The organism is Streptomyces liangshanensis, from assembly GCF_011694815.1.
Classification (GTDB): domain Bacteria; phylum Actinomycetota; class Actinomycetes; order Streptomycetales; family Streptomycetaceae; genus Streptomyces; species Streptomyces liangshanensis.
The window spans coordinates 4,898,489-4,912,038 of sequence record NZ_CP050177.1 but is presented as its reverse complement, the minus strand read 5'-3'; the positions used below and the strand labels follow the sequence as shown (position 1 = coordinate 4,912,038).

The 13,550-nt window shown below is 67.2% G+C and carries 13 protein-coding genes and 1 pseudogene; 3 read left to right on the top strand and 11 right to left on the bottom strand.

Features of this window, described 5'->3' with window-relative positions:
• Positions 1–329 precede the first annotated feature (329 nt).
• The 4 genes and pseudogenes from HA039_RS34445 to HA039_RS33630 all read right to left on the bottom strand — a co-directional run bounded on the left by HA039_RS34445 (position 330) and on the right by HA039_RS33630 (position 4,109).
• Positions 330–821, bottom strand: coding sequence for a DNA polymerase (locus tag HA039_RS34445; RefSeq protein WP_208298678.1), 492 nt, complete (start codon positions 819–821; stop codon positions 330–332).
• Entirely contained in the window at positions 748–1,479 is a 732-nt protein-coding gene (locus tag HA039_RS34440) for a DNA polymerase (protein ID WP_208298677.1), read from the bottom strand. The genes HA039_RS34445 and HA039_RS34440 overlap by 74 nt, the downstream gene beginning before the upstream one ends.
• A complete protein-coding gene (locus HA039_RS33635) occupies positions 1,454–2,176 on the bottom strand; it encodes a 3'-5' exonuclease family protein (protein WP_208298676.1) in 723 nt (240 codons plus the stop codon). Before HA039_RS33635 ends, HA039_RS34440 begins: the two co-directional genes overlap by 26 nt.
• Before the next feature lie 750 nt (positions 2,177–2,926).
• A pseudogene (locus HA039_RS33630) lies at positions 2,927–4,109 on the bottom strand (IS701 family transposase).
• A gap of 171 nt (positions 4,110–4,280) precedes the next feature.
• Here HA039_RS33630 and HA039_RS21270 point away from each other — a divergent pair.
• Entirely contained in the window at positions 4,281–4,682 is a 402-nt protein-coding gene (locus tag HA039_RS21270; protein ID WP_167032412.1) for a hypothetical protein, read from the top strand.
• Between the two features lie 253 nt (positions 4,683–4,935).
• Positions 4,936–5,727, top strand: a complete 792-nt coding sequence (locus HA039_RS21265; RefSeq protein ID WP_167032410.1) for a hypothetical protein — start codon at positions 4,936–4,938, stop codon at positions 5,725–5,727.
• Positions 5,728–5,891: 164 nt separating this feature from the next.
• Here HA039_RS21265 and HA039_RS34135 read toward each other — a convergent pair whose 3' ends face one another.
• The 6 genes from HA039_RS34135 to HA039_RS21240 form a co-directional block, all read right to left on the bottom strand.
• Positions 5,892–6,338 carry a hypothetical protein gene (locus tag HA039_RS34135; protein WP_243869638.1) on the bottom strand — a complete coding sequence of 149 codons (447 nt, stop codon included), beginning with the start codon at positions 6,336–6,338 and terminating at the stop codon, positions 5,892–5,894.
• Positions 6,339–6,428: 90 nt separating this feature from the next.
• Positions 6,429–6,632: a hypothetical protein gene (locus tag HA039_RS34130; protein WP_243869636.1), complete on the bottom strand. Its 204-nt coding sequence runs from the start codon at positions 6,630–6,632 to the stop codon at positions 6,429–6,431.
• Positions 6,633–6,729: 97 nt separating this feature from the next.
• Positions 6,730–7,731: a hypothetical protein gene (locus HA039_RS21255; RefSeq protein ID WP_167032408.1), complete on the bottom strand. Its 1,002-nt coding sequence runs from the start codon at positions 7,729–7,731 to the stop codon at positions 6,730–6,732.
• A 310-nt stretch (positions 7,732–8,041) separates the two neighbouring features.
• Entirely contained in the window at positions 8,042–8,620 is a 579-nt protein-coding gene (locus HA039_RS21250; RefSeq protein WP_167032406.1) for a hypothetical protein, read from the bottom strand.
• 104 nt (positions 8,621–8,724) lie between these two features.
• Complete coding sequence (locus HA039_RS21245; RefSeq protein WP_167032405.1) at positions 8,725–9,561, bottom strand: MurR/RpiR family transcriptional regulator; 837 nt, start codon at positions 9,559–9,561, stop codon at positions 8,725–8,727.
• Positions 9,558–11,177 (bottom strand): aromatic amino acid ammonia-lyase, encoded by a 1,620-nt coding sequence (locus tag HA039_RS21240; RefSeq protein ID WP_167037265.1) that lies wholly within the window; start codon positions 11,175–11,177, stop codon positions 9,558–9,560. Before HA039_RS21240 ends, HA039_RS21245 begins: the two co-directional genes overlap by 4 nt.
• Before the next feature lie 195 nt (positions 11,178–11,372).
• On the opposite strand from HA039_RS21240, the gene HA039_RS21235 reads away from it, so the two are divergent.
• Positions 11,373–11,786 (top strand): hypothetical protein, encoded by a 414-nt coding sequence (locus HA039_RS21235; protein ID WP_167032404.1) that lies wholly within the window; start codon positions 11,373–11,375, stop codon positions 11,784–11,786.
• A 284-nt stretch (positions 11,787–12,070) separates the two neighbouring features.
• Here HA039_RS21235 and HA039_RS21230 read toward each other — a convergent pair whose 3' ends face one another.
• Positions 12,071–13,477 (bottom strand): cystathionine beta-synthase, encoded by a 1,407-nt coding sequence (locus HA039_RS21230; RefSeq protein WP_167032403.1) that lies wholly within the window; start codon positions 13,475–13,477, stop codon positions 12,071–12,073.
• Positions 13,478–13,550 lie beyond the last annotated feature (73 nt).

Genomic DNA, 13,550 nt, shown 5'->3' with positions numbered 1-13,550 from the left:
ACCCGTTTTAGGGCGCACGATTCCCATGGCATGCGTAATGAAGGCGCGTCAGATCAAGCTCCTCTTCGGGGTGCTTGACGGGGCTTGATCAGGGCCTACGTCGTTGCGTCGGTCGGCGTCCGTGCGAACGCCGTTGGTGTATTCACTGGGACAGATCCCGTGCGACGAACGACAGTTGTGAGGAAATCCAGGGCGTGATCGGACCTCACCCGGTGGGCGTACTTACACCTCGACCCCCGGTGCCAGACGACCGGCAGGCGTGACCGCCCCGTAATGCGGCGGGCGCCGGTTCGGATGGGGCAACCGACTCGCGTGAGTCGCTTGACGCCTCAGAAGTCGGAGCCGTAGAGGCTCCCCCAGGACCGGCCCCCGGTCTCCGCCGTGGCTTCGATCGGGACGCCGTACAGATCGAAGGTCATTGCTTTCTCGATCGCGCACGCCACGTCCCGGACGTCCTCACGCGGGGCGGACAAGAGGACTTCGTCATGGATCGGGAGCTTGAGCATGTCCAGGAGCCCCGCCTCCTCGATGTTGAGGAGGGCTTGCCCCAGGCAGTCCCGGGCCACCGACCGGCAGGCGTAGTTGACCACCGCGTAAGTGCGGTCCCGGTCCAGCGGCAGGCGGCGCCCCGTCGCGGAGACGAAAACCATGCCGAACTCGTACGCTTTGCGCTGCCACCGGCGGGACTCGCGCTTGATCTCCGGATACAGGCGGTCGCACTCCGCGAAGGCGCGGGCCATGGCCTCTTCACTGGCCCCGGTCTGGCGGGCAGCCGTGCGTACGCCTCCCCCGTAGACCTTCGAGAACCCGGCCCCCTTCATGACCTTGCGGTCCGACTCCGTGGCCCCCGCCCCCCGGGACGAGCCGGGCCGTGAACGAGTGGATGCCTTCCCCGGCAAGGAAGCCATCCCGCATCCGGCGCACGTCCGCCAGGGCGGCAAGGATGCGCATCTCAACGGCGCTGAAGTCGCACGAGATCATGACGTGACCCGGGTCCGCGAGCAGTGCCCGCCGGATCATCTGGTCTGAGCTGGGCAGGGTCTGAAGCGCGGGGCGGGTCACGGACATGCGACCCGTCCGGGCCGCCATGGAGTGCACGAAGGGGTGACACCAGCCCCCGGCGTCCATGACCTCAAGAAAGGTGTCCGCGTAGGACGCTCGCCACTTCCCGGCCCGTTTCGAGCGGATCACGGCTTCGGCCAAGGGGTTGGGTGTGCGGATGTTCAAGCGTTCGCCCTGAAGGCTCAGGTCCGCCAGGGCGGAGAGGACTGCCTTGTCCACCTTCAGGGCGCCGCTCCCGGTGCGCTCCGTCAGGTGCTCGCCCATGCCAACGAGCGCTTCGGCCAGGGTCCGGGTGGAGTTGACGTTCTCGACGCCGTACCAGCGGGCCACGTCGGCGTAGTGCTGCTCTTCGTACGTCAGGTTGGCCCCCAGCTCCTGTACGTAGGTCTCGTCAACGACCATGCCCGCGCGCTGCATGTGGGTGCAGATCCGCGCTATCTCGTGTTCGTACTGGACAAGTTCGGGGCGAACGCCCAGACGGTCCAGCTCCCGCGTGGATCGGGTCCAGGCGGGCCGTGAGGATGCAGTCCAGGCCCGCATACAGGTTGTAGGTGGGGTGGTCCAGGGGGATGCCGGCCCAGCCGGTGGCCTTCGTCAGGCCCAGGCTCCGGAAGATCTGGGTGAGGTCCCCTTGTGTATCCGGGGCGGAGGGGTCCACGCAGTAGGCGGACAGGGGTTTGAGGCCCGTGCCGATACCGCCTTCCTGGGGCTGCCTGGGGTCCAGGAGACCGGCCTTGAGTCCGGTGTCCGTGGTGCGCGGTGCGAGCGCTTCGAGCGGCGCCCCGGCGTGCTCGTCCAAAACGGCCCAGTCGAAGGGGGCGTTGTGGATCAGGAAGCGGTCTACGCGGCGCAGTGCCGCGCGGGCGGCGGACTGAAACGCGGGCCCGCGCTCCCAGTGGATGACCCAGGCGTCCCGCTCGTCCCCGAACTGGATAGTGCGGAGAAGGTAGTTGGGACTGTAGATATCCAGCCCGCTCGTCTCCGTGTCGAGTGCGACGGGGCCCCGGCGGTCGGCGCGGGCAAGCCAGAAGCTGAAGCGGATGAGGTCTTCGCGGGTCCGGGGGACGTGGACGGCGACGCTCTCCCCAGCCACCCCGTGGCGGTAGGTCTGCAAGGTCTCTCCCCATGGTGGGGGCAGAGCCCACCCGACGCGCACGAAGGGCAGGAGCCCACCCGGTCGTTCTGGGCGGGCCCCTGCCCGTACGGTGCGGTTGTCCTGTCAGCCCATGAGCCGCCGGAACACTTCGAATGCCTGGGCGGGGACAACTCCGTTGCCCAGGGTCTTGAGTTGGCTTGCGGGTCAGCCCGGGTATCCCGGTGACCCAGCCGGCGGGCAGCCCCATGAGCCATTCGCACCACCGGGGCACGAGCCGGACACCGCCGCGCGGCCCGCGCTCCGTGGGCGGAGGGAAGGCCCGTCCGGTCAGCTCCTCCCAGCACCTCACGGCGGGGAGGTATTCGCCCCACTATGCGAAAGGAGAACAACGACCGTCCGGAGATTCGAAGAACCCTGACGGGTCTTCGATTGGCCCGGACCGCCCAAACCGTCTGAGGCGGTCGGAGTGGGGAAGAAGAAAACAAGCCTCATCGGCCAGGGTTGCTCCGTGAGGCTGGCTAGATCCCCCCCCCTCCCCGCAGATTCGATCTTCTTCAGCCGTTTTAGGGGGTATTGGGCTCCGCCATTCGAACCGAGATTCGCCATTGGCGTCCGCAAGAACGGCAACGCAGAACCATAGGTCTCCGTGGTGGGGGGGCTCCGACTTCGGGGAGTTCGCCGTGCTCCTGCGGTACCTGCCGGACCCCGGGACAGCCGCGCCTTCCCCCTTCACCCAGGGCCTAGTACTCCAGCTGTAGATCGTGATCTTCATGGCTGGGATGCGGCTTGTCGCCGGTAGTGGCTGGTGCGTGCCCGCTGCTGGTGGCGGCGCCTCCAGTCCGACCAGTGAAGTCGGTGGGCAATGTCGTGGAGGGGTTGGACGACGACTGTGATGAACAGTCGCTGGATCTCGTTGCAGGACAGCTGGATCAGGTCGGCTGGCCCGGGATGGCTGGCGTGTTCTTCGGCGCGGACCACCGCGAGGAAGGCGTGAGCGAGCATGGCCAGCGTGACCCAGCGGGTCCAGGAGGGGTAGCGGCGGACTTGGTGCTCATCGAGTCCCGCGAGCCCCTTCTCGGCCTGGAAGGTCTCCTCCACCCACCATCTGGATCCGACGACTCGCACCAGTTCGGTCAGCGGTGTCGGCTCGGTGGAATGACAGCGGTAGTAGGCGGGTTCTTCGGTCATGCGATTGCGGCGGATCGGTAGCTGGCGCCTGCCCGGCGCCGGCTCAGCGCGGTCGATGACAGCCCAGTCGTAGAAGCGCTCTCCCTTCGCCCCAAGTCCGGCCGAGCTTCAGCCAAGCCCGCTTTGGAATCTTCGTCACCAAGGCATCTGCGCGGAAGGCGCCCGCACCGGTGGCTACTTCTGCCGAGCAGGCCACCGCCAGGACGTAGCCGATGCCGCGTTCTTCCAGAGCCGTCCGCAGTTTCGGGTTGCCGCCGTAGACCTCATCTCCGGTGACCCAGCCGATGTCGTGTCCGGCGTCCAGGAACCGTTCGATCATCGTGCGGGCCAGTTCCGGCTTGGCCGCGAAGACGATGTCCTTGTCGATCCCAGCTGCCCGGCAGCGGTCCGGGTCGTACGTCCAGGAGCGCGGGATGTACAACGCGCGGTCGACTGCCGCGCGTCCCCGGGCGCCGGCGTAGACGAGGTAGACAGCGACCTGCGAGTTCTCGATCCGTCCGGCCGTGCCGGTGTACTGGCGCTGGACCCCGACGGTGTGGGTGCCCTTCTTCGGGTCGCCGGTCTCGTCGACGACCCGTACTGCGGCCTCGTCGTGGAGGTGCTCGACGACGTATTCGCGGACGACATCGGCATTCCAGACGGCCCGGCACAGCAGATGCTGCGTACCGTGCGGGCTGGCCTCCCCGGCCCACTCCGCAATCGTCCAGCAGTTCTTCCGTGGCAGGTCCGACAGCAAGCCCATCACCAACCGCCCCGCTCGCAGGCGGGGTTCTTACCGGGTGAACCGGCCCGCAATCCGCCCCATCAGGCCCTCGAACGCCTCTCGCCAACGGGCGGGATCTATGCTGTGACCTGCGGCCACCGTCTCATCGTCTGTCCACACAACTCACGATGATCAACGGTGGCCGTGCCTCTTGCGAACGTGGGGAGCACCGTGCAGGTCGCCGAAATCGACATCTACACAAACCATCCCGTGCCGCACCTGGGAGCCACCGATTGGGTTCCGCTCTCTTTGACTCTGGGGACTGCCCCCTCGGCCAGCTGCGACACTCACGTTGCCGTTCGGGTCCGAGCTCAGAAGGGACTCGTCAAAGTGCGTCTCTTCACCCAGTTCCCACTCTCAGAGACCCAGGTACCCGACTTGCCGTTTACCACGGTCTTCGCCGACTCCCTCCTTCTGCCTGATGGCCGCATCGCAGTTGGTGACGTCGAGCAGCTGACTCGCCTCGTGCATCGAGTTGGTGACCGTGGCGAGTTCGACGTGCACGTCGCCGTGGACTCTCCAGGGGCGGACGCCAGCGCCATCGACATCACAATCACCCGTCCCAGCAGCTGATCTGACCGCCTCAACATATGCAGACCGGCTCCGAGGTCGCGTCGCCAAACAAAATCACGATCTACAGCTGGAGTACTAGGGGGCCGATTGCCCACAGGCTGGGGACAACACAACCGCCCCCGGCAACCGAAGTCACCGGGGGCGGGATGGGCTTGCCTAGCCCATCATTCTTGATCTTCATCAACCGGTGGAAGAGGTTCGACCCTACTTGTAGGATTCTCTCGCCGTACCGAATTGCACACTAGGGGGACGCATGATCCTTGCCGCTTTTATCGGCTCTGACGACTTCTGGTCCGCCATTATCGGCGGCGGTATCACGACCATCGTCGGACTTCTAGCACTATGGGGCGCACTATACGCGGCCAACCCAAGACGCGGATTCATCTGGCAGGAAGTTCGGAATGTTTCACTACTGCGCGATTCCGTAAATTCAGTGTCGGTTTCTCACGACGGAAACCCTATTTCCGAACCCCGCCTCGTGGACCTGGCCATCAGAAACAACGGCAAGCGGGACATCGAAGCTTCGATGTTCAGCAACTCGACCAACTCACTGATCTTCGACTTCAAATTGCCCATTATCGGAGTGGTCGACTCGACGGCCCATCCCGCCCACAGCGGCGTCCCTACCACCTCCGTGGCAGGGACGTTGCTTCACGTGCACCCGTTCTTGATAAGTCGAGGGCACACAATTACATTCTCCGTCCTCCTCGACGGCCCTCAGGAAAAAACTGAGATCTCATCTAGTCAAATTGCACAGAATCCAGCACGAGAGGGGAATATCGATAGACCTAGAGATCTCCGCGAAAGATTGCTGGACAGGGTTAGGCTCGTCCTTGCATTCGCCTGCATGGTAGGACTAGGCATCACATCCTATCAAATAGCCGATTCAGCCCTCGAAGAACAATCCAAGAAGCGTGACCCTTTGCCGCTCAAGCCAGAAAAGGCAACCGTTCAGAACTGCAAAGAATGGCAACAAAAGGATCAAGAAGCTTTTATTCGTCTCTGCATACCTGCACCGGGATCTGCCCCGGCTAAAACCCCTTAGACGAAACAACCTCAGCCCCCGGTACCAAAGACGTTCCTTCGGTACCGGGGGCTGGCTGGGGTCTACTTGGCCCGGCGCTGGGTGCCCGTCACGAGGTGGGCCGCAGCCTGGGCGATGGCCCGACCGATCACGGTCTTGGACGTGTCCCGGTCCCAGACAAAGATCTAGCGGAGTCGCAGGAAGGTGGCGAAGACGTCGGCGGAGTCGATGCGGACCGGCTTGAACGCCCACGTCTCATCCGTGATGTGGAGTACGCACGCCCCGTCGAACTCCGGCATGGGCTCGCTCACGCCCTGGGCATCGATGATGCGGTCAGCGTGCGCGTACGCGGACATCTGAAGGGCCACGTCCGGGTAAGTCGCCTTCAATGCCTTCCAGTCCGCGATCACCGTGCGCCTCTCGCCGGAGCGGTCCGGGGTCGGCTTCCCGTCATCGTCCAGCCACACGTTGAGGATGGCATCAAAGGAGCCGGCGTAGGCGTGCTGATCACTCCATGCCACGTCTTCAGCCCTGACCAACTCCGGGTTCACGGCGGTCAGGAACTCCGCGAAGTTGTCGCGGTACGGGATCAGGTCCGGGTGGACGCGGCCCAGGGCCTCACCCCGGATCATGCGCTCAAACAGATCGTGGGCGTCAGAGCCGACGTCGGCCCGGCGCTTCGCGTACCGCCTGGCGGCGCCCTTGAGGTAGTCAACGGCGCCCTACCGGTCTCGCTCCGCCATTTGCTGGACGAACGGGAGAGAATCGACCGCCAACTCCGCCACCATCTTGGCGTTCCAGAAGGCCAAAAACGGCTTCGGCAACATACCGATGATGGACGTCACGCCCGGGACCTTGAGGTCAAGCTTTTCGGGGTCGAAGTAGAAGCGGCTACCACTTCGGGTGATGGTTCGGATCTGGCCCATCGGCCGGCCCCCTCAGGGCTCGTGGTGGATGTTCACCACGGGTCTGGGGTGCGCATTGCCCAGTAAGGAGGGGAGTTCCGACCGCTCAGCCTTGCCATTATTCCCCGTTAGACCCCAATATGGAATTCTCGAAAATCTGCCGAATGAACTTCTCGTAGGGGTCATACCGGAAAGTGCCAGCGGGAGGGCTCAGCGTAAGCAGATCGTGAGCCACGACGATCAGGGAAAGCAGAAGGCGGTTTACGTCGGACGTGGACACCTCGGAGTGGAGCCCCTTGTTGCTTAGGTTGTCCAGTCGATCAATCCTGTTCCCCAGATCCGCGATATTCGCCATGAGGAGCTGACGAGTCGTGTCGGAGGTTACATTTTCAGCAATGTACGCCCACAGCCGATTTCGATACTCCGCCTTTCCGACCTTCCGATCATTGACCTTTTCGTCGCGCGGCGGGTAAAGGCAGTCGGCAAGCTTTTCTGTGAATCGCCTACAAGAAAGGGAAACATGCGCCAGCCCCTCGGAAGATTCATGATTCTCAAAGGCCTTCAAGGCACCGTGAAGCCGCTCCATCAAGTTTGGGTCAGCATCGGCGCACCTGATCAGCGTCTCACCAAGCGCGGACGAGAATTGCCCCAGGATTAGTTCATCTAGCTCCCCCAGCCTTTGAAAATCCTCCACTTCCTGGAATGGGTCAAAGATTGTCTCTCGCACCCCAGAATCCTCCCATTGAACATTTGCGAAGATTCCAGAAGCCTTCCACTCCTTAAATTCGCCGTGATCCCGACTGTCGTCGCACTCCGTCTCCCATTGGCGATGGAAAACATAGAGTGAATCCTCAAAGATTCGGAATCGGGTAGGCATCGAATTCAGGAAAACTGCCATGTGCAGGGGCATGGAAGGGATGATCTCAACTGCTCCCAGGTACCAGTCAGCATCCCTAAGCCGTCCATGCATTGCACGCGCATCGGTCGGAGTCAGAGAATCAATCGTGATCCCCGCGATCCTGGTGTTCCTTGCCTTCTCCGTAAGTTCCGGAACGGAAAAAGTACTCCACACTTCCCAACGCTCACCAAGAAGGCCCTCAACTGCATCGGAAATGCTCATCCTCTCCTTTCCCCCGAGGTCCCACAGAAGGAGAGTTCCGAGGCTGATACGGGCGTGCCGTCTATGTCTAGGGGTGGCAGCCACATATGCGCGTAATACGGATTCACGAATGACTGGCCAGCCCCACAAGTCACCGTCACGCCATTCTTCGTCAACAAAAAAGCAAACTCTCATTTTTCTCTCGCTCTACGCCCATTGCCGCATACCGTGCGCAAAGCATAGGTCTTGGTTACGGGGTCTGCGAGGCTCTTAACTAGGGTCGGCAGTCATTCTTTAGCCTCTGGTGATACCCCACGCGTCGCCGGATCCCTCAAGGGCGCCTGCGCCGTCCTCCGCCCGGGACCGCGTCGCCCGCGCCGACCCCCGTCGTCCGGTAGCCCTTGACCTGCTTGCCGGCGGGTCGGCCCGATCCGGCCCAGTCCGTACGTACCCACAGCAGCGCGTCGTCCCGCCGCTCCCGGCGCCCCAGCCACACCGCCTTGAGCCACAGCCCCACCCCCGCCCCGGCCAACGCGGCGCCCGCGACGACCGGCACCACGAAGGAGCTGCCGACGGCGGCGGCGAACGCGGCCACCAGCCACCACACATGGGCGCGCCGCCAGTTCCGTATCGTCACGGCCCGGTCCTGGAGGTAGTCGAACTTGCCCGCGCGCGAGGCGCGTTCCGCCCAGGCGGTGTACTTGCGGCGGCGTACGAGCACCACGGCCGCCGCGGCCAGTACGAACACCGCCGCACCCGCCCAGACGCCGATCCTGCGCCCCGTCAGACCCGGGATCAGCAGCCCGATCCCGGCGGCGACGACCCCGAGCCACCAGAGCGGGACCGCACCGGCCCGTACGACCACCGCCACCCGGACCAACGACTGTCCACCGCGCCCCGTACGCCCCACGATCTGCCTCCTCACGCCAGAGTGTGGCGGGCAGATTAATAGGACTTCCTGAACATTTTCTGAGAAGCGAGAAGCGAGGAGCCGGAAGCCATCGCCCCCGGCGCCTACTCCGCGAACAGCCCCCGCGCCGCCGCCCCCGCGTCGAACTCCTCCAGGCGCGCCTGCGCCTCAGGGAGGTGGTCGCACATAGCCTCCAGCAGGACCCGCCCCAGCAGCATCGGCGCGCAGGCCGTGTCGAAGGCGAGGCCCGTGCCGACGGCCGCCGGGATCAGCAGGTCGCTGTGCCGGGCGACCGGCGCGAACGCGGAGTCGGCGACGGTGATCACGGTCAGTCCCGCCTCGCGCGCGTACGCGAGGGCCTCGACGACCTCCTTGGGGTGGCGCGGCAGGGCGAAGCAGAGGAGGGCGCTGGCGCCCGCCGTCCGCGCCGTGTCGATCCGGTCGGCGAGCATCGTGCCGCCCTCGTCCAGCAGCCGTACGTCCGGATGGACCTTGGCGGCGAAGTACGCGAAGCCGCGCGCCTGCGAGGAGGCGGCGCGCAGCCCGAGCACCGGCAGGGGGCGGGAGGCGGCGAGGAGCCGGCCCGCCCGCTCGGCCGGCGCCGGGTCGGCGAGGAGCTCGGCCAGGTGCCTGAGGTTCTCGATCTCGCCCAGCACGGCCTGCTGGTACTCGTTGTACGGGGCGGCGTCCGTGTCCTGCCCGGTGGGCGCGACCTCGCGCAGGTGCTTGCGCAGCGCCGGGTAGCCGTCGAAGCCGAGCGCGACGGCGAAGCGGGTGACGGACGGCTGGCTGACCCCGGCCAGTTCGGCGAGTTCGACACTCGACAGGAAGGGCACGTCCGCGGCCCGGCGCACCATGCTGTGCGCGATGCGCCGCTGGGTGGGGGTGAGGCGGTGGCCCTCGAAGAGCTGCTGGAGGCGGGTGGCAGGGCTGTCGCTCACGCGATCCCCCTTCTCGGGTCCGGGTCTGGCGGCGGGACGGGCGTCGGGCCGGCTGTCGTACGGGCCGCCGCCCCGGTCGTACGGCCCGGTGCGTCCTTCGCCAGGTCGGTGAACCGGTCGAGCAGCGCGGCGGCGCCCGTCACATCATCGGTCAAGGGCCGGTCGGCGAACGCCTCTTGGAGGACGGACTCCGCCAGCCCGAAGGCCCGCCCCACCGGCAGCCCCGGGTCGGGCCGCAGTCCGCGCTGCCGCAACGCCCGGACGGCGGCGACCAGTTCGCAGCCGACGACCAGCCGGTAGGCGCCGGCGGCGCGGAGGGTCTGGCGGGCGGCGAGGGAAGCGAAGCTGGCCTGTTCCTCGACGCCGCGGGACAGGACGGTGTGGCCGAGCGAGGCCGGCGCGGAGTAGGCGCGCAGGTCGCCGAGCGCGGCGCCGGCCGCGTACTCCAGGATCATCACGCCGGAGCTGGCGGGCTCGGCGTCGGCGAGGAAGGGCCGCAGGCGGGTGAAGGCGGGCTCGTTGAGGGCGGCGAGGCGGGAGGTGGAGAGGCGGGCGGTCTGGACGAGCGAGAGCCGGAAGTGGTCGAGGGCCAGGGCCAGTTGGGCGAGGTAGAAGCCGCCGTGGTGGTACGCGGCGGGGGCGGGCTCGCTCTCCGTGCCGGGGACGATCAGCGGGTTCTCGGCGGCGGCGTTGATCTCGACGGCGAGCGCGCTCTCCAAGGCGTCGGCGGCATCCCTGGCCGGGCCGTGTATCTGCGGGACGCAGCGGAAGCCGTACGGGTCCTGGATGCGGCCGAGCGGCGGGGCGGGGCGGTCGGGGGCGCCGAGGATCCGGCGCATGTCGGCGGCGACGGCGTACGAACCGGCGTGGCGGCGGGCCGCGTGGACCGGCTCGGCGAACGTCTCGTACGAGCCGTCGACGGCGAGCAGCGAGAGCGCGGCGACCAGTTCGGTGGCGGTCACCAGGCGGCGCAACTCGTCCAGTGCCAGGGCCGCCTGACCGAGCGTCAGCGCGTTGCTGCTGATGAGCGCGAGCGCGTCGTTGTTGTCGAGGGGCTGTGCCTCGGGGGCGGGCCCGCCGCGCCAGGGGTGTTCGCCGGCGAGGGCGAGGCCCACCTGGGCGAGGGCGGCGATGTCGCCCGTACCGACGGACCCGAACTCGTTGACCACGGGGTACGCGCCGGTCTCCAGGGCCTCGCAGAGCGCGGTGACGACGGTCGGGCGCAGCCCGGCGCCGCCGGCGAGGAGCTGGTTGGCCCGTACGGCGAGCATCGCGCGGACCTCGCGGGCGGGCAGCGCGGCGCCGATGGCCCCGGCGTGGCTGCGCAGGAGCCGCAGCCCGTGGTCGGCGGCGGCCTCGGTGGGGACGGCCTCGGTACGGTTGGCGCCGACGCCGGTGGACCGCCCGTACACCCGCCCGGACGCGGCCAGCTCGCGCGCCACGTCCCAGGTCCCCTCGACGCGCTTCATCGCGTCGGTGCCGGGAACGGGCCGGGCGTCCCCGTCGGCCAGCCGCACGACGTCGGCCACCGGCAGGCTCTGCCCGTCCAGGACCACCACGGCGCCGGCCTTCGACGCGTACGCCGGATAGAGCGGGTGGGACGGGTGGGACGACATCATGCGCGCATGCCCCCTTTTGGCATTCCATTCAGCCACGCACCACTCTGCATGACCATATGCAGGCCGGGCAAGCGCGACGGCGCGCGCGGGCCCGTACTCCCCGCGCGCCGCCGGCCGGCCCGCCCGCCGGCGTGGAAAGTGGGGGGTTAGCCCCAGGGACCCGTGGTGCCTCGGCTTCGTACCGTGGTCGGCATGGAAGCCTTCGATCCTGAGCTCAAGAAGGAGCTCGACGCGACCCTTCAGGCCCGCCGGGAACTCGGGGCGGAGTACGAGCCCGCGCTCGTCGAGTCGTTCCTGGAGAAGGTGGAGGAGCGCCTCGACGGGACCGTCGACCGGCGGGTACGGCGCCAGCTCGCCGAGCGGCAGATGTCGGCGGCCCGCAGCAGCCGCTCGCCGGCCGGTCCCGAGGGGTTCGGGGAGCGGTTCGGCTTCGGGATCATCTCGCTGATCCTCGCCATCCCGCTGTCCGCGATCGCCGCCGTGGGCGGCACCAAGGGGCTGGTGGTCTGCTGGCTGGGGATCGTCGCGGTCAACACGGTGCATTCGTCGCACGGCTGGCCGTGGTCGTCGCGGCGGCGGCGCCGTGAGTCCGACTGGGAGGACTGAGCGGCGCGTACCCACGCCCGGGAAGGACGCGTACCCGCGCGCGGGAAGAGGTGAGCGCGGGGACCGCCGCACCCCCATTGCTGGGGGGCGGGACGACGACGGTCCCCGCGAGGGACACGGTCCGGGTCAGGGCCGGTTCTCGTGTCCTGGGCGTCCATGGAGGTCCGGGAGCCGCTCCGTAGTCCGTGACGCCGACAACCACCAATGTGCCTGACGCGTGTTAAGCGGGTGCTGCGTGGACGTGTCGCCCTCGTACCACTTTCGCGAATCTGCGAAACCCGCGCTCAATGCGTGGGGTGGGGTACGTCCTTGGAGAGGAACGCGAGCAGATCCTGCCTGCTCACGACGCCGGTCGGCTTCCCCTCCACCAGGACGATCGCCGCGTCGGCGCCGTCCGAGCCGCTGAGCGCGGCCATCAGGTCGGCGACCGCCTCACCGGAACCGACCTGCGGCAGGGGCCCCGACATGTGCTTGTCCAGCGCGTCGCCGAGCGCGGCCCGCTGGCTGAACAGGGCGTCCAGGAGGTCCCGCTCCACGACCGAGCCGATGATCTCGGCGGCCATCACGTCGGGGTGTCCCGCGCCCGGCTTCACGATGGGCATCTGGGAGACGCCGTACTCGCGCAGGACCTCGATGGCCTGGCCGACCGTTTCCTCGGGGTGCATGTGGAGGAGGGTCGGGATGGGCCCCTCCTTGTGCCGCAGGACGTCGCCGACGGCCGCCGCGCCCCCGGTCTGCTCCAGGAACCCGTAGTCGTTCATCCACTCGTCGTTGAAGATCTTACTGAGGTAGCCGCGCCCGCTGTCGGGCAGCAGGACCACCACGACGTCGTCGGGGCCGAGCCCCTCGGCGACCTTCAGCGCCGCCACGACCGCCATCCCGCAGGAGCCGCCGACGAGCAGCCCCTCCTCCTTGGCGAGCCGCCGCGTCATCCGGAACGAGTCCTTGTCGGAGACGGCGATGATCTCGTCCGTCACCGTCGCGTCGTACGCCGTCGGCCAGAAGTCCTCACCGACGCCCTCGACCAGGTAGGGCCGGCCGGAGCCGCCCGAGTAGACGGACCCCTCGGGGTCGGCGCCGACGATCCGTACCGCTCCGCCGCTGGCCTCCTTGAGGTAGCGGCCGGTGCCCGAGATGGTGCCGCCGGTGCCCACCCCCGCGACGAAATGGGTGATCTTCCCCTCCGTCTGCTCCCACAGCTCGGGACCGGTCGTCTCGTAGTGGGAGCGGGGGTTGTTCGGGTTGCTGTACTGGTCCGGCTTCCAGGCGCCCGGCGTCTCCCGCACCAGCCGGTCGGAGACGTTGTAGTACGACTCCGGGTGGCTGGGGTCGACCGCCGTCGGGCAGACGACGACCTCGGCGCCGTACGCGCGCATGACGTTGATCTTGTCCATGGAGACCTTGTCAGGGCACACGAAGACGCACTTGTAGCCCTTCTGCTGGGCGACGATCGCGAGGCCGACGCCGGTGTTGCCACTGGTCGGTTCGACGATCGTGCCGCCCGGCTGGAGCTCTCCGCTCCGCTCCGCCGCCTCGATCATGCGCAGGGCGATCCGGTCCTTCACCGAACCGCCCGGGTTGAAGTATTCGACCTTGGCAAGGACTGTCGCCCGAATGCCCGTGGTCACGCTGTTCAGCTTCAACAGCGGGGTATTGCCGACGAGGCTGATCATCGAGTCGTGGAATTGCACCGTATGTCTCCGGGGTCTCCGTGATGGTCCGGCCAGCGTATGCGCAGACGCGTGAGATTGGGCGACGGTCCTT

Coding starts and splice junctions, on each gene's coding strand:
- HA039_RS34445 (WP_208298678.1), bottom strand. CDS start 821: ATGAAGGGGGCCGGGTTCTCGAAGGTCTACGGGGGAGGCGTACGCACG.
- HA039_RS34440 (WP_208298677.1), bottom strand. CDS start 1,479: ATGCAGCGCGCGGGCATGGTCGTTGACGAGACCTACGTACAGGAGCTG.
- HA039_RS21265 (WP_167032410.1), top strand. CDS start 4,936: ATGATCCTTGCCGCTTTTATCGGCTCTGACGACTTCTGGTCCGCCATT.
- HA039_RS34135 (WP_243869638.1), bottom strand. CDS start 6,338: ATGATCCGGGGTGAGGCCCTGGGCCGCGTCCACCCGGACCTGATCCCG.
- HA039_RS34130 (WP_243869636.1), bottom strand. CDS start 6,632: ATGGGCCAGATCCGAACCATCACCCGAAGTGGTAGCCGCTTCTACTTC.
- HA039_RS21255 (WP_167032408.1), bottom strand. CDS start 7,731: ATGAGCATTTCCGATGCAGTTGAGGGCCTTCTTGGTGAGCGTTGGGAA.
- HA039_RS21240 (WP_167037265.1), bottom strand. CDS start 11,177: ATGTCGTCCCACCCGTCCCACCCGCTCTATCCGGCGTACGCGTCGAAG.
- HA039_RS21235 (WP_167032404.1), top strand. CDS start 11,373: ATGGAAGCCTTCGATCCTGAGCTCAAGAAGGAGCTCGACGCGACCCTT.